The 21,219-nt window shown below is 37.4% G+C and carries 16 protein-coding genes, 1 tRNA gene and 1 pseudogene; 10 read left to right on the top strand and 8 right to left on the bottom strand.

What is annotated here, in order from left to right; all coding sequences use genetic code 11:
* Positions 1-62: 62 nt before the first annotated feature.
* Positions 63-1,274, bottom strand: a complete 1,212-nt coding sequence (locus J4051_RS13785) for a peroxiredoxin family protein (protein ID WP_208234461.1) — start codon at positions 1,272-1,274, stop codon at positions 63-65.
* Positions 1,275-1,477: 203 nt separating this feature from the next.
* Between J4051_RS13785 and pheT the strand changes: the two genes are divergently transcribed.
* From pheT to ribB, 7 genes are all read left to right on the top strand, one after another.
* Complete coding sequence (pheT, locus tag J4051_RS13780; protein ID WP_208234460.1) at positions 1,478-3,904, top strand: phenylalanine--tRNA ligase subunit beta; 2,427 nt, start codon at positions 1,478-1,480, stop codon at positions 3,902-3,904.
* 428 nt (positions 3,905-4,332) lie between these two features.
* Positions 4,333-4,833: a thiol peroxidase gene (tpx, locus tag J4051_RS13775; protein ID WP_208234459.1), complete on the top strand. Its 501-nt coding sequence runs from the start codon at positions 4,333-4,335 to the stop codon at positions 4,831-4,833.
* A 7-nt stretch (positions 4,834-4,840) separates the two neighbouring features.
* Entirely contained in the window at positions 4,841-5,212 is a 372-nt protein-coding gene (locus tag J4051_RS13770) for a diacylglycerol kinase (RefSeq protein WP_208234458.1), read from the top strand.
* A gap of 127 nt (positions 5,213-5,339) precedes the next feature.
* Positions 5,340-7,733 (top strand): DNA translocase FtsK, encoded by a 2,394-nt coding sequence (locus tag J4051_RS13765; protein ID WP_208234457.1) that lies wholly within the window; start codon positions 5,340-5,342, stop codon positions 7,731-7,733.
* Positions 7,734-7,900: 167 nt separating this feature from the next.
* Entirely contained in the window at positions 7,901-8,542 is a 642-nt protein-coding gene (locus J4051_RS13760) for a LolA family protein (protein ID WP_208234456.1), read from the top strand.
* Positions 8,543-8,558: 16 nt separating this feature from the next.
* The gene (locus tag J4051_RS13755; protein ID WP_208234455.1) at positions 8,559-10,541 is read left to right on the top strand and encodes an LptF/LptG family permease; all 1,983 of its coding nucleotides are present in this window, start codon (positions 8,559-8,561) and stop codon (positions 10,539-10,541) included.
* 30 nt (positions 10,542-10,571) lie between these two features.
* The gene (gene ribB, locus J4051_RS13750; RefSeq protein WP_208234454.1) at positions 10,572-11,720 is read left to right on the top strand and encodes a 3,4-dihydroxy-2-butanone-4-phosphate synthase; all 1,149 of its coding nucleotides are present in this window, start codon (positions 10,572-10,574) and stop codon (positions 11,718-11,720) included.
* A gap of 177 nt (positions 11,721-11,897) precedes the next feature.
* On the opposite strand, the gene J4051_RS13745 is transcribed toward ribB, so the two are convergent.
* From J4051_RS13745 to J4051_RS13735, 3 genes and pseudogenes are all read right to left on the bottom strand, one after another.
* The gene (locus J4051_RS13745; protein ID WP_208234453.1) at positions 11,898-13,112 is read right to left on the bottom strand and encodes a T9SS type A sorting domain-containing protein; all 1,215 of its coding nucleotides are present in this window, start codon (positions 13,110-13,112) and stop codon (positions 11,898-11,900) included.
* Positions 13,113-13,529: 417 nt separating this feature from the next.
* Positions 13,530-13,598 (bottom strand): annotated as a pseudogene (locus J4051_RS19275) (T9SS type A sorting domain-containing protein); the annotation flags it as partial.
* Between the two features lie 252 nt (positions 13,599-13,850).
* Complete coding sequence (locus J4051_RS13735; protein ID WP_208234452.1) at positions 13,851-15,050, bottom strand: DegT/DnrJ/EryC1/StrS family aminotransferase; 1,200 nt, start codon at positions 15,048-15,050, stop codon at positions 13,851-13,853.
* Between the two features lie 384 nt (positions 15,051-15,434).
* Here J4051_RS13735 and J4051_RS13730 point away from each other — a divergent pair, with 384 nt between their 5' ends.
* Positions 15,435-15,815 carry a hypothetical protein gene (locus tag J4051_RS13730; RefSeq protein WP_208234451.1) on the top strand — a complete coding sequence of 127 codons (381 nt, stop codon included), beginning with the start codon at positions 15,435-15,437 and terminating at the stop codon, positions 15,813-15,815.
* 33 nt (positions 15,816-15,848) lie between these two features.
* Here J4051_RS13730 and J4051_RS13725 read toward each other — a convergent pair whose 3' ends face one another.
* Entirely contained in the window at positions 15,849-16,478 is a 630-nt protein-coding gene (locus tag J4051_RS13725) for an NAD(P)H-dependent oxidoreductase (protein WP_208234450.1), read from the bottom strand.
* A gap of 194 nt (positions 16,479-16,672) precedes the next feature.
* Here J4051_RS13725 and J4051_RS13720 point away from each other — a divergent pair.
* Positions 16,673-16,757 (top strand) — tRNA-Ser (locus tag J4051_RS13720).
* Positions 16,758-17,333: 576 nt separating this feature from the next.
* Here J4051_RS13720 and J4051_RS13715 read toward each other — a convergent pair.
* Complete coding sequence (locus J4051_RS13715) at positions 17,334-18,287, bottom strand: NAD-dependent epimerase/dehydratase family protein (protein ID WP_208234449.1); 954 nt, start codon at positions 18,285-18,287, stop codon at positions 17,334-17,336.
* Positions 18,288-18,456: 169 nt separating this feature from the next.
* Here J4051_RS13715 and J4051_RS13710 point away from each other — a divergent pair, with 169 nt between their 5' ends.
* On the top strand, positions 18,457-18,918 hold the full coding sequence (locus J4051_RS13710) for an Lrp/AsnC family transcriptional regulator (protein WP_208234448.1): 462 nt from the start codon (positions 18,457-18,459) through the stop codon (positions 18,916-18,918).
* Here the strand turns inward: J4051_RS13710 and J4051_RS13705 are convergent.
* A complete protein-coding gene (locus J4051_RS13705) occupies positions 18,915-19,472 on the bottom strand; it encodes a gluconate 2-dehydrogenase subunit 3 family protein (RefSeq protein ID WP_208234447.1) in 558 nt (185 codons plus the stop codon). The genes J4051_RS13710 and J4051_RS13705 overlap by 4 nt on opposite strands.
* A gap of 2 nt (positions 19,473-19,474) precedes the next feature.
* Positions 19,475-21,160 carry a GMC oxidoreductase gene (locus tag J4051_RS13700; RefSeq protein ID WP_208234446.1) on the bottom strand — a complete coding sequence of 562 codons (1,686 nt, stop codon included), beginning with the start codon at positions 21,158-21,160 and terminating at the stop codon, positions 19,475-19,477.
* Positions 21,161-21,219 lie beyond the last annotated feature (59 nt).

Genomic DNA, 21,219 nt, shown 5'->3' with positions numbered 1-21,219 from the left:
AACAGTGAATATGAATTTTAAAATTTATTAGTTCAGCAGCAACCTTTAATCTTGACTCATCCTTATTCTTCCAAAAGCTCTTCCACATAAGTCCGGAATTCATTTTTAAATTCTACGTACTTTGCTCCAGTTGCCGGACCATTAAAACCTGTGTGAATCTTTCGCACTTTTCCCTTTTTACCAATAAAAATAGTCGTTGGATAAGAGACCACCTGCGTCAACATTGGCAATTTCTTCTGAGCCTCAACCTTATCTGTGGATCCATACTGTGCCAACAAAATCGGGTAATCAATACCCAATCTATCCTTTAAACGTTTTATACCCTCAAATGCCAGCGAATCTGTCTTGGCATTTTCAAAAGCAAGTGCTACGAATTCTATATCTTTTTCAGAATTTAGTTTCGCATATTCGGAAAAAAATATGCTTTCGTCCAAACAATTAGGACACCAAGTTCCCATAAGCTGTACCACCACCACTTTATCTTGAAACTGCTCATCAGTCAAAGAGACCTTTTGGCCACTTTCATCTGGAAAACTGAAGTCAAAATTTTCAGCGTCATTACGCATAGTGGTCAGTGTATTGGCATCCGGCAATTCAAAATTCTCATTTCGTTTTCCCTCAAAAGCTGCACTCCAAGTATTCCCCGAATAAAACACACCGTTGAATACGCTGTCCTTTATGGTAGCCACGAACAAAAATGCATGGGAGCCATCAAACGCAGACATCTTCAACTCATTCCCATCCAAAACACCTTCCAAATATCTGTAATCGCCTATTTTAGTTCTAAAAGTCCCAGTCACCCTATGCCCATTTTGATGAAAGATGCCTTTGGCAAAGTAATTTTCTTGATCAGAATCAGGACTAAAAACCACTTCCCAATTTCCTGAAACATCGTTTGTGGGTGCTTCTTTAACCTCAAATCGCTCTTTAGAATTATAAATGGCTTTAAAAGGCAGATTCATATTCATATCCTCATTGATAAAATTGCCTTCCATGCCTTCTTTTGTAAGTTTTACAGCAAAATACCCTTCAAAAACTGGCATCTTAATAAAGATAGAATCGTTTTTATAGGTCACATCATCCACTAAGATGACTTCTTCTCCATTGAGAATCTTCAAACTGTTATCTGCAGTAACCTCAAAATTGAAAGGCAGGTTTTCAGTGTCATTGACCTGTAGCTCACCCAACCAGTGCCCACGTTGCATTTTTGTTGAATAATCCTTATTACAGGAAAACAGAGTGAAAACAGACAAAATAAAGAGAACAATCTTCATAATATAATTGGGACTTTTAATTGAGGGTTAAAATAAAACTAAAATCATTCAAAATAAAATTATTTACAATTTCTATAACTATATACTATTATTATCTTTACCCCGAATTTGAAAATAAGACGGAACATTGGGATGCATGTAGATTATTTCAATCTCAAGAAAAAGGAATACGAAACATCACCCTGTAGCATAACACTCATAAAATGAAGATTTCATATAATTGGTTAAAGCAATTTGTTAATATTGATTGGACTCCTGAGCAAACAGGCGAGCTCCTTACTGACTTGGGTCTTGAAGTTGAAGGCATACAGCCATTTCAATCTATCAAAGGTGCATTGGAAGGTATCGTGGTTGGCGAAGTACTCACCTGTGTACAACATCCGAATGCTGATCGTCTTAAAGTGACCACGGTAAACATTGGTTCAGGAACACCTCTACAAATTGTCTGTGGCGCACCTAACGTAGCAGCCGGCCAAAAGGTACCTGTGGCAACCATTGGAACAACGCTATACACTGCAGAAGGAGAAGCCTGGACCATTAAAAAGGGAAAGATAAGAGGCGAAGAAAGCCATGGAATGATCTGTGCCGAAGATGAATTAGGTCTTGGTGCATCTCACGACGGGATTTTGGTGCTTGACAATGACCTATCTGTTGGCACTTTAGTAGCCGATATTTATGAAGTTGAAAATGATCATGTTTTTGAAATTGGACTGACCCCAAACAGAGCCGATGCCATGAGCCATTTCGGGACTGCAAGAGATCTCAAAGCTGGACTTTTACAAAAAAACATGCACGTGGAATTGATCACACCTTCAGTGAGTGCATTTAGAGTCGATCAAGGAACTTTGAAAATTGGTGTTGAGGTCCTAAACAAAGAATTATCACCTCGCTATTGTGGCGTCACCATTTCAGATGTGAAAGTTGACACCTCACCAACTTGGTTGCAAAACAGACTTAAAGCGATTGGAATCGCTCCAAAAAACAATATTGTTGACATCACCAATTACGTTCTTCATGAGCTTGGACAGCCTTTGCATGCTTTTGATGCCAATAAAATTGAAGGCAAAAAAATTATTGTAAAAACACTACCAAAAGGAACGAAATTCACAACCTTAGATGGTGTTGAACGTGAATTACATGAAGAAGATCTAATGATTTGTGATGCCGTAAAACCTATGTGTATTGCAGGTGTTTTTGGTGGCGAAAACTCAGGGGTTACGGAACACACTACGAGCATTTTCCTGGAAAGTGCGTATTTCAATCCGATAACCGTTCGGAAATCTGCCAAAAGACATGGACTAAATACCGATGCCTCATTTAGATTTGAACGTGGCGTTGATCCGAATATTACAGAATACGCCTTAAAACGTGCTGCTTTATTGATACAAGAAATAGCTGGAGGTTATGTCACCAATAATCTCGTGGACTTCTATCCTAAAAAAATCGAAGATTCTCCAGTGCACTTCAGCTTTGCCAATGCAGAAAAACTAATTGGCGAAGAAATCCCAAAAGACATTATCAAGAGCATCTTGATGTCTTTGGATATCAAAGTCAACAATGTTACTGAAACCGGCTTGGGATTAATGGTACCAGCCTATAGAAATGACGTGGTTCGTGAGGCCGATGTCATTGAGGAGGTCTTACGAATCTATGGCTACAACAATATCAATTTTACCGAAAAACTGAATGCTTCCATCTCTCCAACGTCCCGTTTTGAAGATTTTAAACTTCAGAATGTGACGGGCAACCAATTGGCCGCACAAGGTTTTTATGAGATTTTATCAAATTCCTTGACTACTCCTGCTTATGCGAAGTTGAGCGTTGATTTAAAAGAAGAGCACAATGTGATCATGTTAAACCCATTGAGCCATGACTTAAGTGTGATGCGCCAGAGTTTGTTGTTCTCAGGACTTGAAGCCATAAATAGAAATATCAATAGAAGGCGTTCGGACATAAAACTGTTTGAATTTGGAAAAACTTACCATAGCCACGGCGATAAGTATATTGAAAATAAACATTTAGCACTTTTTGTAACTGGCAACAAAGATGCTGAACGCTGGAATACCAATCAACAACCGAGCAATTTCTTTTATTTAAAAGGAGTTATCACTGCTGTTTTAGAGCGATTAGGCCTGAACCGAATTTCTGTTTCTCCTATTGAAAATGATGTTTTCAGTGAAGGCATCAGTTTACGGATGGGAAAAAAGACTTTAGTAGATTTTGGATTGGTCAACAAAAAGATCATGAAGCATTTTGACATCTCGCAAGATGTACTGTATGCTGATTTTAATTGGGACCATGTGATCGATATGGCAAAACATAATAATATAAACTTTAAGGAGTTGCCCAAATACCCGTCAACCAGACGTGATTTTGCACTCTTGATAGATGACAAGGTAACTTTTGAAGCCATTGACACCATCGCCAATAAAACAGAAAAACGATTGCTAAAGGACGTCGATCTGTTTGATGTTTATCAGGGAGAAAAACTACCAAAAGGCAAAAAAAGTTATGCAGTAAGTTTTAAATTCCAAGACGAACATAGCACACTTACAGATAAGCAGGTGGATAAGATCATGCAAAAACTGAAATCCAATTTTGAAGAGCAACTCGGTGCGGAATTGCGATAGGACTTAAAGCGTCTAAAATCAAGAACCTCGGGGAATTAAACCCGAAGATTCCCCTGAAAAGCCGATTATCCCGATACTATCGGGATAACTATCAATTCTGAATGCATTGGCTTCGCTATTTTTAAAAAAGTGAGTTTCACTAATTAAAATCCATTCGCGGGAATCAATTTCAGTCATCAATTATTCGTTATTCATTCAAGTTTTGATTATATTCAAGACTATCTATTTGAATACTAATTAAATAAAATAGTTTTGAATTATTTTTAGTGGAAAATATGAGTTGATGTTTTTTAGATGATTCTAAACAATATACGACTTTGAACAGTCGATTTCATTAACTGAATGTTCAAAAAATATTATGTTCTTATTAATAGACAAAGCACTAAATAATTCTTAATTTTAACATCTCACAATAAACATCATATATTATGGCAACTGTAACATTTAAAGGTAATCCAGTAACAACATTTGGTGAACTTCCAAAAATAGGAGCTGATGCTCCAAACTTCAGATTAACCGCAACTGATCTCTCTTCAAAATCGCTTAATAATTATTTGGGTCATAATGTTGTATTAAACATTTTCCCTAGCGTGGACACTGGTGTTTGTGCACAATCTGTTAGAACTTTTAACGAAAAAGCGTCACAACTTGACAACACCAAAGTACTTTGTATTTCTAAAGATTTACCATTTGCTTTCGCACGTTTCTGTGCGGCGGAAGGTATAGACAATGTAGAGAGCTTATCTGACTTTAGAGATGGTAATTTTGGCAAGAACTACGGCCTGACCTTTGTTGACGGTCCAATGGAAGGTTTGCATTCAAGATGTGTTGTAGTGCTAAACGACAAAGCTGAAGTCATCTACACTGAGCAAGTTTCTGAAATAACTGATGAACCTGATTACGAAGCAGCATTAAAATCGATTTCATAACTTTTTTATGTCCAAAAAAAAAGATTCGTTCCTGGTCAATCGCTTAAAAAGTGTAGGGTGGGCATTCAAAGGTGCGCTGATTTTACTTCGAACGGAAGCTAGTATCAAAATTCAGTTTGTAATCGCCATTGTGGTTACTATTGCTGGGTTCTACTTTGAAATCTCCACTACTGAATGGCTATTTCAGGTAGCTATGATTGGCTTGGTCATGAGTATTGAAGGCCTCAACACCTCTATTGAGTACATAGCAGACTTTATTCACCCAGAACGCCATTCTAGTATTGGACGAATCAAAGATGTTGCTGCAGGTGCCGTATTTATAGCAGCAATATCAGCCGTCATTGTGGCTGCAATCATTTATTATCCCAAGCTTTTTTAATACTAATTCCGATAGGTTTAACGTTAGTAATTTGTATTTTTGTTTCTTTATAAAAGCAAATAATTCTAACGTATTTTAGTAATCCAATTAAAAATCAACAGATTTCCGTGGTCACGGAAAGTTAACAATGGCGAAGAAGAAAATCAAAGCTAAAAGCAGTACCACAAAAAAAATAAAAAAACCAAATCTCAAACTATCAAGTCAACAAAAACTCATTTTTGGAAGCTTGTTGATGATTCTTGGTGTTTTATTATTTATTGCCTTTCTTTCCTTCTTTTTTACTGGAAAAGCAGATCAGAGTACGCTTACTGAAATAGGTACCAGAGAAGTGGTTGCTGAAAATTGGCTTAATAAACTTGGTGCTTGGGTGAGCGACTTTTTCATTATGAAAGGTTTTGGTGTCTCCTCTTTTATTTTTGCTGGATTAATATTTCTGTCTGGAATCTATGTTACCTTAAATATCAACAAAGCCAAACTCAGAAGCCACTGGATATGGGGAACACTGATTGCCATATGGCTATCTGTTTTCTTTGGATTTTTCACCCATAAATATGATGCTCTTGGTGGTACGATCGGATTTGAAATGAATTCCTTTTTTCAGGATTATATTGGAATTATTGGTACCGCCCTCCTGCTCTTTTTTGGAATGATCATTTATGCTGCCATCAGATTTAGGGTAACTGGTGACTCTATTGTCAGCTTTTTCAAATCGGCCAAAAAAGATATTAAAGAAGATTTTAAAAGCACAGTGGAACCTTCAGAATCTTACGCTACTTTAGATAATGACTTAACTGCTGAAGCCGAAGATATCAAGGCTGCTTTTAATTTGAAGCCTTCCAAGCAGGACGTTCCGCCAATTAAAAAAGCCAAAGCTGAACCTGCTAAAAGTCCAAGTCTTAACATTGAAGTTCCTCCAATAATTGAGGAAGAAGAATTGGCCATGGAAGTTGAACATGTTGTTGAAGAGGTTTCTGAAAGTGATAATCTCTCAAATAAATTGGTGGCCGATTTTGGCCAATTTGATCCGACATTAGAGTTGAGCAAATACCAATTCCCGCCATTGGACCTATTGAAAAAATATGATTCTGAAGGCATCACCATTGATCAAGATGAGCTTGAAGAAAACAAAAACCGAATTGTTGAGACCTTAAACAATTACAATATTGGCATCAGCAATATCAAGGCAACCATCGGTCCTACAGTAACCTTGTATGAAATTGTTCCTAACGCTGGAGTTCGTATTTCTAAAATTAAAAACTTAGAAGATGATATCGCCCTCTCTTTGGCAGCTTTGGGCATCCGTATTATTGCGCCTATTCCTGGAAAGGGAACGATTGGTATTGAGGTGCCCAACAAGAACTCAACGATTGTATCGATGCGTTCGGTAATTGCCTCTCAGAAATTCCAAAAATCAGAAATGGAATTGCCAATTGCTTTTGGCAAAACCATCAGCAATGAAACCTTTGTTGTCGATTTGGCGAAAATGCCCCATCTATTAATGGCGGGTGCGACCGGTCAAGGAAAATCGGTCGGGTTAAATGCTGTTTTGACATCGTTGCTTTACAAAAAACATCCTGCAGAAGTGAAGTTTGTTCTGGTGGATCCCAAAAAAGTGGAACTGACCTTATTCAATAAGATAGAACGCCATTACTTAGCCAAATTACCGGATAGCGAGGAAGCGATCATTACGGACAACACCAAGGTCATCAATACCTTAAATTCCTTGTGTATTGAGATGGACAACCGTTATGAAATGTTGAAAAATGCGCTTTGTCGTAACATTAAAGAATACAACGACAAGTTTAAGGCTCGTAAACTAAATCCTAACGAAGGGCATCAGTTCTTACCCTATATTGTCTTGGTGGTGGATGAGTTTGCAGATTTGATCATGACTGCTGGCAAAGAAGTGGAAACACCGATTGCACGTTTGGCGCAATTGGCCCGTGCTATTGGCATCCATTTGATCATTGCGACGCAAAGACCTTCTGTAAACGTTATTACAGGGATCATCAAGGCCAATTTCCCGGCAAGAATTGCTTTTAGGGTGACTTCCAAGATTGATTCCCGAACAATTTTGGACAGTTCTGGAGCCGATCAATTAATTGGACGTGGAGATATGCTCTATACCCAAGGGAATGAATTGACCAGGATCCAATGTGCCTTTGTAGATACTCCTGAAGTAGAAGTGATAACCGAATTTATTGGCGGACAGAAAGCCTATCCAGATGCTTATCTTTTACCCGAATATGTTGGTGAGGAAAGTGGCACAAGTCTTGATGTAGACATATCCGACAGAGATAAATTGTTTAGAGAAGCTGCTGAAGTCATCGTCACCGCACAACAAGGATCTGCCTCACTATTGCAAAGAAAATTAAAGCTTGGTTATAATAGAGCTGGTCGATTGATTGATCAATTGGAAGCTGCTGGTATTGTTGGCCAATTTGAAGGCAGTAAGGCTAGACAGGTACTTGTGCCTGATCTTGTGGCTTTAGATCAACTTTTAGCAAATGAAATATCATAATAGTTGTACCAAAGCAAGGTTGAGTGCAAATTGACCAATCTAAGGGACGGATTCATTTTGGAAATTTTCAGAAACTAAAATGAGATGTTCTAAAGTACATAGTTTTAACTAAATTTGAAGCCGATAAAACAGCAATTCTATAAACAGAATTAACAAAAAACTTAATAATGAAAAAATTATTTGTATTAGCCATTGTCTTATTATCATTCTCAACTTATGCGCAAGATGCAGAGAAAGCAAAGACCTTGTTAAACGAAGTGAATGCTAAAGTAAAAGGTTATAATAACATCAGCATTGATTTCAAATATGTCTTAAGAAACACCAGTGAGAACATTAATCAAGAAACACGTGGTGATGTCATCATTGAGGGTGAAAAATACCTTTTAAACATCCTTGGGGTTACCCGTATTTACGACGGCAAGACACTTTATACTATTAGTCCTGAAGATGAAGAAGTGACCATCTCAAAGAACAACACAGAAGACGAAAACACCATTACCCCAAGCAAAATGTTATCGTTTTACCAAAATGGCTACAATTATGCCATGGATATCGTTCAAAATGTCAGTGGTCGAAAAATTCAGTATGTAAAACTGACACCAATTGACAGCAATTCTGAAATCAAGCAAGTCCTGTTGGGTATTGACGCGCAGACCAAACATATTTACAATCTTATAGAGATAGGTAAAAACGGCACCCAAACCACCTTAACTGTAAATAGTTTTAAAACTAATGAGCCTATTTCAAAAACCTTATTTACTTTTGATGCTAATAAATACAAAGGCTATTACATCAATAAGCTCGATTAGATAAGGCGTCAATTTTATGAAAATACTGGATAGGTACATACTTAAGACCTACTTAAAAACTTTTTTGAGCGTGTTTGTTATACTCATGCTCATTTTTGTTTTACAGGCCGTTTGGTTGTATATTTCCGAGTTGGCCGGGAAGGATCTCGATATTGATACCATCTTCAAATTCTTACTTTACATCACCCCTACCCTTATTCCACTAATCTTACCACTAACCATTCTATTGGTCTCCATTATGGTTTTTGGAACTTTTGCTGAAAACTATGAGTTTGCGGCTATGAAATCTACAGGTATTTCATTGCAACGCGCCATGAGAGGCTTGAGTGTTTTCATCGTATTACTTTCTGTCACTACATTTTTGTTTGCGAATAATGTTATTCCCTGGGCGGAATACAACGCCTATAATCTGAGAAAAAATATTGCTAAGCTCAAACCGCAAATGGCCATTGCCGAAGGGCAGTTTAATGAAATAGGCGATTTTAATATCAAGGTCGAGAAAAAAAGTGGCGATCGCGGTCAGTATCTTTCCAATGTGATTATGCACCAGCGTAAAAATAATCGTCCTGGCAATCACCTCGTCATTATAGCCGAATCTGGAGAGCTCATAAGCAGTACCACTTCAAATATTCTTCAACTGGTGTTATTCAACGGTAACTACTACGAAGAAATATACAGTAAAAATCCAAAGGAAATTCAGAAGAAGCCACATGCCAAAAGTTATTTTGACACCTATACCATGAATATCGATTTGGAAGCTTTAAATGATGTGGATTTAGGCGAAAAAAGCTATACGGACAGATATAATATGCTTGATGTTGGAGATCTCAACTACACCATTGACAGTCTTTACAGAAACAAATCAGATGAATACAAAAATCTCGCCGAAACCTTATATAGTAGAACCTCAATAAACTCTTTAAATAATAATATTACACCAGAAACGGATAGTATTTTTAAAGGGAATGTCCTCGACCTTTTTGAGACCAAAGGCAAATTGCAACTTGTGAATTTGTCATTGAACACCATTAGCAGTACGACCCAAATTATCTCTACAAAGGAACAGTTTCTGGAGATTTCGGACAAAAATCTGAACAAGCATCTTATAGCACTGCACGAAAAATACGTTTTGGGCTTCGCTTGTTTTATTCTCTTTTTTGTAGGTGCACCATTAGGAGCCTTGATCAGAAAAGGTGGGATTGGTTTACCATTGGTCGTTGCCATTCTTTTGTTCCTTACTTATCATTTTATAGGAATTTTTGCAAAAAACAGTTCAGAAGATGGTACATTAAATCCGATTTTAGCTACTTGGCTCTCCACATTGATCATGTTGCCATTGGGCATCTATCTAACCACGCGTGCCACCAACGATAAAGGCCTATTCGATTTTGATAGTTATCTCAATCCCATCAAGAAATTCCTCAATCTCCGTCCAAAAAACTCGGTCATGATTGATGGCGAACTCGTTCAGTATAGCTTCTTAAATGATTATAACAATGAAAAGCTGATCAACATCATCAAGAACCATGACGATCTCAATTTTGATCAAAGCATCAAGCCTTTCGCTATGAATCAGTTGTTAAAGCGTGAGCAAACTATTGAAGATCTTCAAAAACAAGGGGTCCTCATAAATGATGCCTATATTACCTCAAATAAAGACGCTAAGGACGCCGTTGACTATTCGAAATTTGCTTTTATTTTCTATATTATCGGGGTGGTTCTTCTCATTTTACATTTAGTTTTTAAAAACAATAAATTCCCGGAATTCGCTTCGGCTGCAATAGATTTAAGTATTATTTCCTTTATCATCTATCTGCTTTACTATATTGTCACTTGGGTCAAAACCACTGTTTTCTACAAAAACATTGGATTCAAGGCAAAAGGCTTAGACCCAATATTAATGTTAATTGCTTTTCCTTTTTATGGTGCTTCCCACTTTCTTCTCAAGAACAAGATCAAGGAAGACTTGGACAAAAGTTGTATCCTAAATGTAAAATAAGCCATATCTTTGCATATAATTTCAAAAAAAATGACAACAAGCACCTATATGCCAACTATAACGTTAAATACCATTGAAGAGGCCATTGAGGATATTAAGAATGGAAAAGTCATTATTGTTGTTGACGATGCCGACAGAGAAAATGAAGGCGATTTTGTAGCTGCAGCAGAAATGGTGACTCCAGAAATGATCAATTTTATGGCCACTCACGGTCGTGGATTGATTTGCACACCACTTACAGAAAAACGCTGTAAGGAATTGGAGTTAAACCCTATGGTCCACAATAATACAGACCCTATGGAAACTGCATTTACAGTTTCGGTCGATTTGCGTGGCAATGGTGTGACCACGGGAATTTCGGCCAGTGACCGAGCAAAAACAGTACAAGCTTTGATCAATCCGGAGACCAAACCTTTTGAATTGGGACGTCCAGGACATATTTTTCCATTGGTTGCTAAGCAAGGTGGCGTATTAAGACGTACCGGGCATACCGAAGCTGCCATAGATTTTGCACGCTTAGCGGGATTACAGCCAGCTGGTGTGATTGTTGAAATCATGAATGATGATGGCACCATGGCTAGACTGCCTGAGCTTATGAAGGTTGCCGAGAAATTTGACGTCAAGATTGTATCCATCGAAGATTTGGTAGCTTATAGAATGCAGCACGACTCTTTGATTGAAAAGAAAGAGGATTTTGAGATTGTCACCCGTTTTGGGAAGTTTAGACTAAGAGCCTATCAGCAAACTACAAATAATCAAGTACATATTGCCCTGACCAAAGGTGCTTGGGAAATCAATGAACCAGTTTTGACCAGAGTGAACTCTACTTTGGTCAATAATGATATCTTGGGGACGCTGACCAACAACGCTGATAAAAAACTGGATGATATGTTCAAGTTGATCAACGACGACGGCAAGGGCGCCATCCTGTTTATCAATCAGCAGCATCAATCTACCGATCTGCTCAACCGCCTTAAAACCTTAAAACAAGAACAGAATCATACTGATGTCATCAAGGCACCAACTATTGTCATGGATAACAGGGATTTTGGAATTGGAGCGCAAATTCTGCACGACCTCAACATCCATAAATTATTGCTGATGTCCAATAGTGAACACACCAAACGTGTTGGAATTATTGGCTATGGATTGGAAATCGTGGATCATGTGAGTTATTAAGAATTAAGACTAAAAAACCATAGCGTTTAATGGCTTTAATATCTATTTATAGCAACGACCAATAAATTTCAAATAGAAAAAGGATTTAGAACAACAGCTCTAAATCCTTTTTTTTTGAACTCGTGGGTAAATATATAATTTGACCCTATACTTCTTCTTTGAAGTAATTTCTGGATACTATTTGATCATTATTTTTCTCGTTGTGCTTGAGTTTTTATCATACACTTTCAGCACATACATTCCTGCTGTTATGCTTTCAACATTTAGTTGACTCATGCTTAAGGAAGAGGTTACTTTTTTCCCTAAAACATCATAGAGTTCCATTTTTTCTATGGGCTGGAAATAAGATACATGGATCACATCGGAAGCAGGATTGGGAAACACCTTAAAGCTTTCCGTATCAAAAGATTCTAAATCCAAGACAAAAGGAAGTACCAAGGAATAATCAGTTTCAATTTTACTTTCGAGTTCCCATTCCATTCCCGTATTATCCCACTCCTCAGCAATAAGGATTGTATTATTTCCATTGGCATCGTAGGTATATAATTGGCGATCTTGATTCTCCCAATCGTTACCTCTTCTTTCTTGATATATGATCACCGTTGGCGATCCATTTTCATAGGTCAGTTGTGTTCTGTGATCCAAAACCCATGCCCCTCCAATATAATCATCTCCAACGGCCTCTGTCATTAGGTTCCCATTATAATTATAGGTCACCCTTTCGTCAAATTCCCAGTCATTAATCCCAGAGTTCCACTCCTTGATAATAATTTGTGATAGTTTTCCTGCAGATTCGTAGGCCATTTCTGTTTGCTCCTCATTCACCCATTGGCCAGCCTCCCATTTTTGCTCTGTATGCTTGGTCATATCAGAACCTGAATACTCGTATAAATCTCTCTCGTTATTAACCCATGCGCTGGTTACGGAATTCCAATTTTGGCTGATTTCAGAACTCACATTCCCATCGGAATAGGTATATAGGATTCTTTGACTATTTGAATACGGCGTTGTACCAAAGTTATTGCTCTGAGAAGTCTCAACAATCAAATTATTGGCACCATCATATTCATAATCCGTTTTGGAAATATCTTGCCATTGAAGATTGGTGTCATCCCAAAATTGCATTACCGAAGAAATAATATCGTTGTTGGCATTATATTGTTTGTCCAATTTCGTGATGTTCGTCGAACCGGGCATGGCTAAGGTGAGTAAGCTTGTTTCTTTGTCGCCTTCATTCTCGTAAGTATAATCCAGAGTCGCTTCATGATCCCAATCGGGAGAACCATCCTCCCATGTGTAAATCCGTTGCTCATCAATTTTATATTGGGAATATCCAGAGAAGGACATTAACAAGCACAACATAAATGTTGGAAAAAGTAAAAATTGTTTCATAATTATCGTTTTTAGAATGGTTTAACATATAGTTATACAATGAATCAATAATAGATGTGAGCATCTAAAATCGAATCAATTGTCAATGATAATACCAAAATATAAGTAGAAACTATTTTACGACTTTCATTATAAAAAATACAGCATCGTCATGCCTAAGGGAATTTGATTTTTTTAAGTCATTGCTAAATGAGGGACAGCGGTCAAAAAATAAACGTGCAAATCTCTTCGTAAACTTAGAAGATGAATAAGTCGTTTATTCTTACCAATTTACATTTTTTTAAAGACATGCCCAAATAATATTTAAGCTGTATGCCATCAACTACATCTCGGACTGAAGACAGATAATTAAGATTCTAAAATTATATTTTAAATGACCATTCAAAAAAAGGATTTAGAACAACAGCTCTAATAAGACTATTCTTTTACTATCTTTTTAGTGTCTTCTCCGTTATCGGTCCTTACTTTTGCAAAGTAAATCCCTGTTTTAAGTCGGAGACATCAATGGATTTGCTGTACAGAAGTTTCTATGATAAACTTAAACATGTCCCGATTGCAATCGAAAAAAAGAATAATATATATTTTCACATCTTCAACCGTTACACAAAGCAGACTTTCAATCTGTCAATATAAAACCATGGACTTCCATTCCATTGCGGTTTATATTGGTGCACTATCAACTAATCGGGATGCTTTATCTTATTAAAAAATATTTTCTTAACCCTAAAATGTTTGTCATTATTTTTCAATAGCTGAAGTAATTGCTTTCACCATGGCTTCTGCACGTGTCTTCACTGCTTTTTCTGTCCAAGATAATTTGATCAGACATGAAATATTCCGTCCAATAAAATGATCAGATTGCTCAAAGGTTTTTGTTTGAAGATATTTGAGACCTGTTTTTACTTGCTCTGAAATTGGGTATAGGGTTTTTAGGTTCTTTAAATGGTCCCATTTTCTGATATAATGCCAATTGTTGTCATAATAATGGAAACAACCGTCTACGCTGGCCTCTTTCAAGTTCTTGGAAGCTTTACGTGCAATTTCCAAATCGGGAAGAAAAAAGTTCAAAAAGCCATAGTTTTCTTCGCCACCATCTGGAACCGTTCTAAAAGTGATTTCGGGAATTTCAGAAAGCGCATCTCTGATTATGGTGTAGTTTTTTTGTTGGATAGTTAGGAAATCGGGCAAGCGTCTTACCTGTGCCAAACCAACCGCAGCATGGAGCTCTGAAATTCTAAAGTTATAGCCCATAAATGGATGATCTTCAGCACCTCTATCATTCCCTATATGATCATGGCCATGATCCGAATAATGGTCGGCATTAATATAGTATTGCTCATTGTCGGTGATGACGGCACCACCTTCGCCACAAGTAATGGTTTTAACAAAATCGAATGAAAAACAGCCCAAGTCACCAACACTGCCCAAGGGTTTTCCTTTATAAGTACCGCCGATAGCCTGACAGGCATCTTCAATCAGGACTAGATTATGCGCATCGCAAATACTTTGTAAGGCATCCATATCGCCCATACTGCCGCACATGTGCACGACCATGATAGCTTTGGTTTTGGACGAAATTGCTTTTTCAACAGCCTTCGGATCCAAAGTCAAAGTATCATCAATATCCACCAAAACGGGGATGGCTCCCATCATCATAATAGCTTCAAAACTGGCTACGAAGGTAAACGATGGCATAATGACCTCATCCCCTGCTCCAATTCCTGCTACCGCCAAAGCAACCGATACTGCTGCGGTTCCACTGGATACCAATTGTACATGTTTTGATTTGAAGGCCGATTGCAATTCGGATTCCAATTCCTTTGCTTTCCAATGTCCGTTGCGCATTCCGTCAAATCCGTAACGCATCAACACACCGTTTTCCAAAACATCATTGACTTCTTTGCGTTCCGCATTTCCAAATAATTCAAATCCTGGCATAATTATCTATTCATTAATAAATTGAGAATTCAAATTTACAATATATATGTTCAAGCAAAAAGTGAATGATATGAATTAATAATCGCGATTTAAACATAAAAATCAATCGGGAACATTGAGATTTTGTATATTTATATTCATTGTTGTCTGATAATGAATCAAGACCGCTGCGCTTATAGAATAAAGAATATAGACTTGATTGTAACTAATTGACCAATACCTAGTGTTTAATTAAAATTGTCCAATCATTCTCTATAGAAATAGTTTCTAAAAAGTAAGGTGTTATTTTAAAAATCTCGTGAAACCCTTTGTTTTAAATGGGTTTATTAGCTTTTGTATTTTTACCGGACACTAATAATTTAGATTATAAAATCCATTCTTGCCATGAAAAAATCGTATGTATTATTCGTTTTATTTTCTTCTCTACTCATAACCAATTGTGGTTCTAGTAAAAGTGCCGTAAAGGTTGATCCTTATATCGGTGCTTGGAGCTTGTTGATTGAAGATACACCACAAGGCAATGTTTCAGCCACAATGACAATTACAAAAAACACGGAAGGTGCATATTCTGGACGTGTCAATTCTGACGTGGGCACATTTGATCTTTATGATGTAAAAATTATGGACAGTAAACTTTCAGCGGGTTTTTTGGTTCAGGGGGCTGAGTTTGATATTATTGGTAATTTTGAAAATCAGCTTTTTAAGGGGTATGTCTCAGGAATGGGAGAAGATTATCAGGCGAATGGAAATAAAATTCCCGACTAAGAACATCGTTTAAAACCATCTTCAGTGAGTGTTTTACATTTCGATGATACTATGTTTCAACTCTTTTCTCACTTTTTTAAAGCCTGAAAACATATCATCCTCTGCGCGATATCCCACAGGTAGCAACAAAGTCGATGTGAGATGTTTCTCATCAAGTTTTAAAATCTCATCAAAGCGTGCACGGTCAAAACCTTCCATAGGACAGGAATCGATGCGCTCTACAGCACAGACCGTCATTAGGTTGCCAATGGCTATATAAACTTGTCTAATGGACCATTCCTGCTGTTCTTCCAAAGTCATATTTTCCATAATGGATTTCAGATTGTTTCGATATGGCTCAAGAATGGTTTCTGGGGTGTTCCTTAATTGGCTGACATTATCAAACAAATCGTCCACATCATCGTCCTTGATTGTTTTTCTGACACAAAGCACCAATAAATGCGAAGCATCGACGATTTGGCGTTGGTTATAGGCCGCTTCCAACAATTGATTTCTCAAAACTTCGTCTTTAACGATAAGCAAAGAAATGGTCTGCAACCCGAACGATGTCGCCGTCAGATTAAAGGCCTGCTTGAGTGTATGCAGTTTATCTGTGGTCAGAACCTTATTGGGATCAAATTTTTTGGTGGCATAGCGCCATTTTAAACTCTCTATAATGCTCATTAGTATTGGTTTCAGATTGCTGCAAAAATAAGGGTTGCCGACGTCAATTTTAAGCCATTTCGATAAATTAATTCTATGGCCGATTTTATTTTTTAAAAAGTTGTGATTTTACTTGAAAGAATTAAAAAAGGGTTCTATATTTGCACCCACCTAAGCAAACATAATTTGCTTATTCGGGCAAGCGCAGCGACACTGGAGAAATGGCAGAGCGGTCGAATGCGGCAGTCTTGAAAACTGTTGAGGGTCATACCTCCGGGGGTTCGAATCCCTCTTTCTCCGCTAAAACCCTGATAATCAATTGATTGCAGGGTTTTTTTGTATATATTACTGAATAGAGATAATATCAATGGTTCTGAACCCGTTGACTCCACAACGTTTGCATTAAATGACACCAAATACCGTTATATTTTCGGGTTGTTAACTTTTTTCTCAAAATCAATCAAATTTAGTTAATTTCAAATATTCGGTGAGGGATTAGGTGCGTAAATTATTAGATGGATTTACTCACCGAGTCATGCCCAATATTAATCAAGTAATAATCGATCGCATATTGACTTAGTAAAATAAATTAGGTTCAGCATAATGGTGAATAACATTAAAACCTAATTGAATTATTACAAGCTTATGGTAAGGACATTTTAGAACATGGCAATCTATTTGACTTTTGGACATTGATATCCATACATAACCATTTCCTGTATTGACATCATTTTTGATAACCATCAATGAATATCTATACAAGGTAAAATCCAAAAATAAAATCTTATTGATTTGTTCAGTCAACAAGACTTAGATTTTCTAAGGGTGAATATTGGATTCAATGGTCGTTACATTACTTTGTTCTCAAATGCCCTACTAAACAAAACATTCTTCCCTTAGCTTTAAATTTCTAATCATGTCTTCCGTCATTGATTCCAAGTTATAATTGGGCATCCAATTCCAATCCTTTCTAGCGCAAGAATCATCAATACTTTGCGGCCATGAATCGGCAATCTCCTGTCTAAAATCTGGTTTATAGGCAATTTTAAAATCTGGATATAATTTTTGAATCGTTTTTGCAATTTGCATTGGGCTAAAACTCATTCCTGCAAGATTGTAGGACGATCTTACGGTAATATTTGTCTTGGGCGCATCCATAAGTTCTATAGTTGCCCTAATAGCGTCCTCCATGTAGATCATTGGTAAGGTCGCAGTGTTTTTCAGGAAACATTCAAAGGGCTCATTGTTCATTGCCTTATGATATATCTCCACCGCATAATCAGTAGTTCCCCCTCCTGGTAAGGATTGATACCCAATGACTCCTGGATAACGTATGGACCGAACATCTAAGCCATACTTTTCATGATAATAACTTACCCAGTTCTCACCCGCAACTTTACTCATTCCATAAACGGTAGAAGGTGTTAGAATGCTATATTGCGGCGTTAGCTCTTTTTGTACATTGTCACCAAATACAGCAATAGAACTTGGAAAAAACACTTTCCCAACAGAATTTAATCTTGAAGTCTCCAACACATTAAAAAGCGTTGTCATATTTATATTCCAGGTTTTTAAAGGATCCTTTTCACCATTAGCAGATAAAACTGCCGCTAAATGATAGATTTGTGTAATCCTATAATGCTTTACAATCTTTTGTACTCCATCAAAATTTGTCGCATCAAGAATTTCGAATTTCCCATTAAGCTGATCACTTGGATATATATCTGAGGCTATTACATTTTTTAAACCCCACTTTTCTTGTAGACGCTGAGTAAGCACGGTTCCCAGTTGGCCGTTTGCCCCTATAATCAAGATTTTTTCGGTATGCATAATCAAATAAAATTAACAACAGATCAAATCTATATAAAATTGCACAAAGTCAGTTTAATTATCTTAGATTGTATAAATAATAAGTAATTTTATCTTTCAAACCTTTATTTAAAGGCAAAAACACTTTTTACAACCAATAGGCTATTGAAAAACAACCAAATCTTCTTTTATGGAAAAGCTTGATGAAACTGATTTGAAAATTTTGAGAATTCTCCAACATGATTCCAAAAAAACAACAAAAGAAATTGCCGATACGCTGCACTTATCAGCGTCGCCCGTCTACGAACGTATTCGTAGATTGGAAAAAAAGGGCTACATCAAAAGAAATGTGGCACTTCTTGATAAAAAGTTGATAGGCAGACCAATCACCGCGATCTGCATGGTGTCTCTTCGTTATCATAATGAAGGTTTTATTGATAAATTTGATCAACAGATCAAAGAACTGAAAGAAGTTCAGGAGTGTTATCATATGGCTGGGAAAGTGGATTTCTTTTTAAAAATCAACCTTGAAAGTTTAGATGCCTATCACGAATTTATTCGGTCAAAACTCTCAAAAATTGATAATATAGGCGTACTGGAAAGCTATTTTGTACTCAAGGAAATTTTACACACCACAGCGTACTATTTTTAAACCTCTATGTCACCTTCCATAACAACTTGGGAGGTAAAATAACCGAGCATTCCCAAATCGCGAATAGTGGTTAGGAACGCATATAAATAATAATCTGGTTTGACATTTTCTGCGAGCTTATCACTACCATTTTCCAACATTTCAAAAACAGCATTTTCTCTTTCTTCTGAAACGTCAAAATACGTGGCGACCATCTGCTGATAATCTTCCCTATTTCCATTTGATGGGAGTTTATTTGTGATTTCTTCAAATCGTTTTGAAAACTCCTGAATCCCCATTCGAATTTCGTCCTGTTGCTTTTTCAACAGTACATGATAGCACATTTTATCAATAAATTGGGAAGTATTTAAATCGTTCGCTCCAATACTTGACGTTTTAGGCAGTATTATATCTACCAATCCCTCAATACCATATATATCAGACTTCTTAAAAAATTCTGGCAATACCACAGTTTTGTCAGTGGTACAAGCATTAAAAACACTTAAAATGGTTGAACCTGAAACGACCAAACCCAATGAAAGTGCAATGTTTTTGACGGCTGTTCTTCTATCCATAATTACCATAAGTTATCTTTAAACTGTTTCACCGCATGATCAACTGCCCTTGCAGTGAGAGCCATATAAGTCAATGAGGGGTTCTGGTTTCCTGAAGAGGTCATACAGGAACCATCAGTGACATATACGTTTGGGACGGCGTGAATTTGGTTGAATCTGTTCAACACCGAAGTTTTAGGGTCATGTCCCATTCTGGCCGTTCCCATCTCATGGATGGCATGTCCTAAATAGGCCGTCGTATCAAATCCTTTGACATCTTCAAAACCAGCGAGCCTTAACATTCTAATGGCTTCCTCTTGCATGTCTTTTCGCATCTCCAATTCATTATCTTTAAATTCAGCATCAAAAGTAACGGTTGGCAAGCCCCATTGGTCTTTCTTGTCATAATCTAAGGCCATTTTGTTCTCATGATATGGCAAACATTCACCAAAACCGGTGAGTCCTATACGCCATGGTCCAGGTTTTAAGAGATCATCCTTAAAGTCTTTGCCATAGCTCAGTTCTTTGATGGCTCTTCGCCAATCAGTTCTGCTGGCACTACCCTGAAAGGAATAGCCTCTTAAAAAATTGGATTGGGGTTCACTCCTATTTAAATTTCTAAATCGCGGAATGTGAAAACTTGCTGGACGATTATTGGAATAGGGTACATTTTTAAATTTTGTGGTGGTGCCAGACGCCCCAACTCGAAAATGGTGGTCCATTAAATTATGACCCAATTCTCCACTATCATTACCCAATCCGTTAGGAAATCTATCAGATTTTGATTGCAATAAAATGCTGGTTGTCCCCACCGTAGACGCACAACAAAAAATGACTTTAGCAGAAAACTCCAGAGTTTCGTAAGTTTCGGCATCAATTATTTTGACTCCGGTTGCTTTTTTGCTGGTATCGTCATATAGAATCTCAGAGACTATCGAATAAGGTCTTATTGTCATATTGCCCGTACGTTCCGCAGCGGGCAAAGTGGACGAGTTGCTGCTAAAATAGGCACCTAACGGACAGCCGCGCATACACCTATTTCTGTATACACAATTTGACCTCCCTATATGATGTGTATTACCAGTAAGATTGGCAAATCGTCCCATAGTTAAATATCTATCTTTATAATGTTTGGAAATTTGATACCGAAAGTCCTTTTCCACCTCATTTAAGGGCATGGCGGGCGAAAAATGACCATCCGGCAAATGAGGCAATCCTAAATTCTCACCGCAGACACCGATGAATTTCTCCACTTTTGTATACCAAGGTTCTATGTCCCTATAACGAATGGGCCAATCCACGGCAATCCCTTCCAATTTATTGGCCTCAAAATCGAGGTCACTCATTCTCAATGCCTGTCTACCCCAGGTTAGTGACCGGCCGCCAACATGATAGCCTCTTATCCAATCAAAACGTTTGGTTTCGTTATAGGGGTGTTCGATATCGTTTACAAACCAATGGGCCGTTGTTTCCTGGGTAACAAAACCAGTCCGACTTTGAGTTTTTTGCTTAGAATTGGAATCGGCACTTGGCTTACCACGATAATCAAATTCCCAGACGTCTTTAGTGGCGGTGGGGTAATCTCCGTGGCTCACCATTCTGCCGCGCTCAAGCACCAAAGTTTTAAGTCCTTGCTCACACAATTCTTTAGCTGCCCAGCCACCTGAAATTCCAGTGCCGATAACAATGGCATCATATTCCCTATTCAATTTTCTATCTTTAAATTTATTCAGAACTAATTTAACCTTCGTGGTCAGGTACTCATTTT

The organism is Gelidibacter pelagius (genome assembly GCF_017581925.1).
In the GTDB taxonomy this organism is placed as follows: Bacteria; Bacteroidota; Bacteroidia; order Flavobacteriales; family Flavobacteriaceae; genus Gelidibacter; species Gelidibacter pelagius.
The sequence above is the reverse complement of the archived record's forward strand: the minus strand, read 5'-3'. Positions and strand labels throughout refer to the sequence as shown.

Bases quoted from the DNA above. Each gene is read 5' to 3' on its own strand.
- J4051_RS13755 (WP_208234455.1), top strand. From the start codon at position 8,559: ATGAAAATACTGGATAGGTACATACTTAAGACCTACTTAAAAACTTTT.
- J4051_RS13725 (WP_208234450.1), bottom strand. From the start codon at position 16,478: ATGAGCATTATAGAGAGTTTAAAATGGCGCTATGCCACCAAAAAATTT.
- J4051_RS13785 (WP_208234461.1), bottom strand. From the start codon at position 1,274: ATGAAGATTGTTCTCTTTATTTTGTCTGTTTTCACTCTGTTTTCCTGT.
- J4051_RS13710 (WP_208234448.1), top strand. From the start codon at position 18,457: ATGGAAAAGCTTGATGAAACTGATTTGAAAATTTTGAGAATTCTCCAA.
- J4051_RS13760 (WP_208234456.1), top strand. From the start codon at position 7,901: ATGAAAAAATTATTTGTATTAGCCATTGTCTTATTATCATTCTCAACT.
- J4051_RS13730 (WP_208234451.1), top strand. From the start codon at position 15,435: ATGAAAAAATCGTATGTATTATTCGTTTTATTTTCTTCTCTACTCATA.
- J4051_RS13705 (WP_208234447.1), bottom strand. From the start codon at position 19,472: ATGGATAGAAGAACAGCCGTCAAAAACATTGCACTTTCATTGGGTTTG.
- J4051_RS13715 (WP_208234449.1), bottom strand. From the start codon at position 18,287: ATGCATACCGAAAAAATCTTGATTATAGGGGCAAACGGCCAACTGGGA.
- J4051_RS13745 (WP_208234453.1), bottom strand. From the start codon at position 13,112: ATGAAACAATTTTTACTTTTTCCAACATTTATGTTGTGCTTGTTAATG.
- J4051_RS13735 (WP_208234452.1), bottom strand. From the start codon at position 15,050: ATGCCAGGATTTGAATTATTTGGAAATGCGGAACGCAAAGAAGTCAAT.
- ribB (WP_208234454.1), top strand. From the start codon at position 10,572: ATGACAACAAGCACCTATATGCCAACTATAACGTTAAATACCATTGAA.
- J4051_RS13770 (WP_208234458.1), top strand. From the start codon at position 4,841: ATGTCCAAAAAAAAAGATTCGTTCCTGGTCAATCGCTTAAAAAGTGTA.
- tpx (WP_208234459.1), top strand. From the start codon at position 4,333: ATGGCAACTGTAACATTTAAAGGTAATCCAGTAACAACATTTGGTGAA.
- J4051_RS13765 (WP_208234457.1), top strand. From the start codon at position 5,340: ATGGCGAAGAAGAAAATCAAAGCTAAAAGCAGTACCACAAAAAAAATA.
- pheT (WP_208234460.1), top strand. From the start codon at position 1,478: ATGAAGATTTCATATAATTGGTTAAAGCAATTTGTTAATATTGATTGG.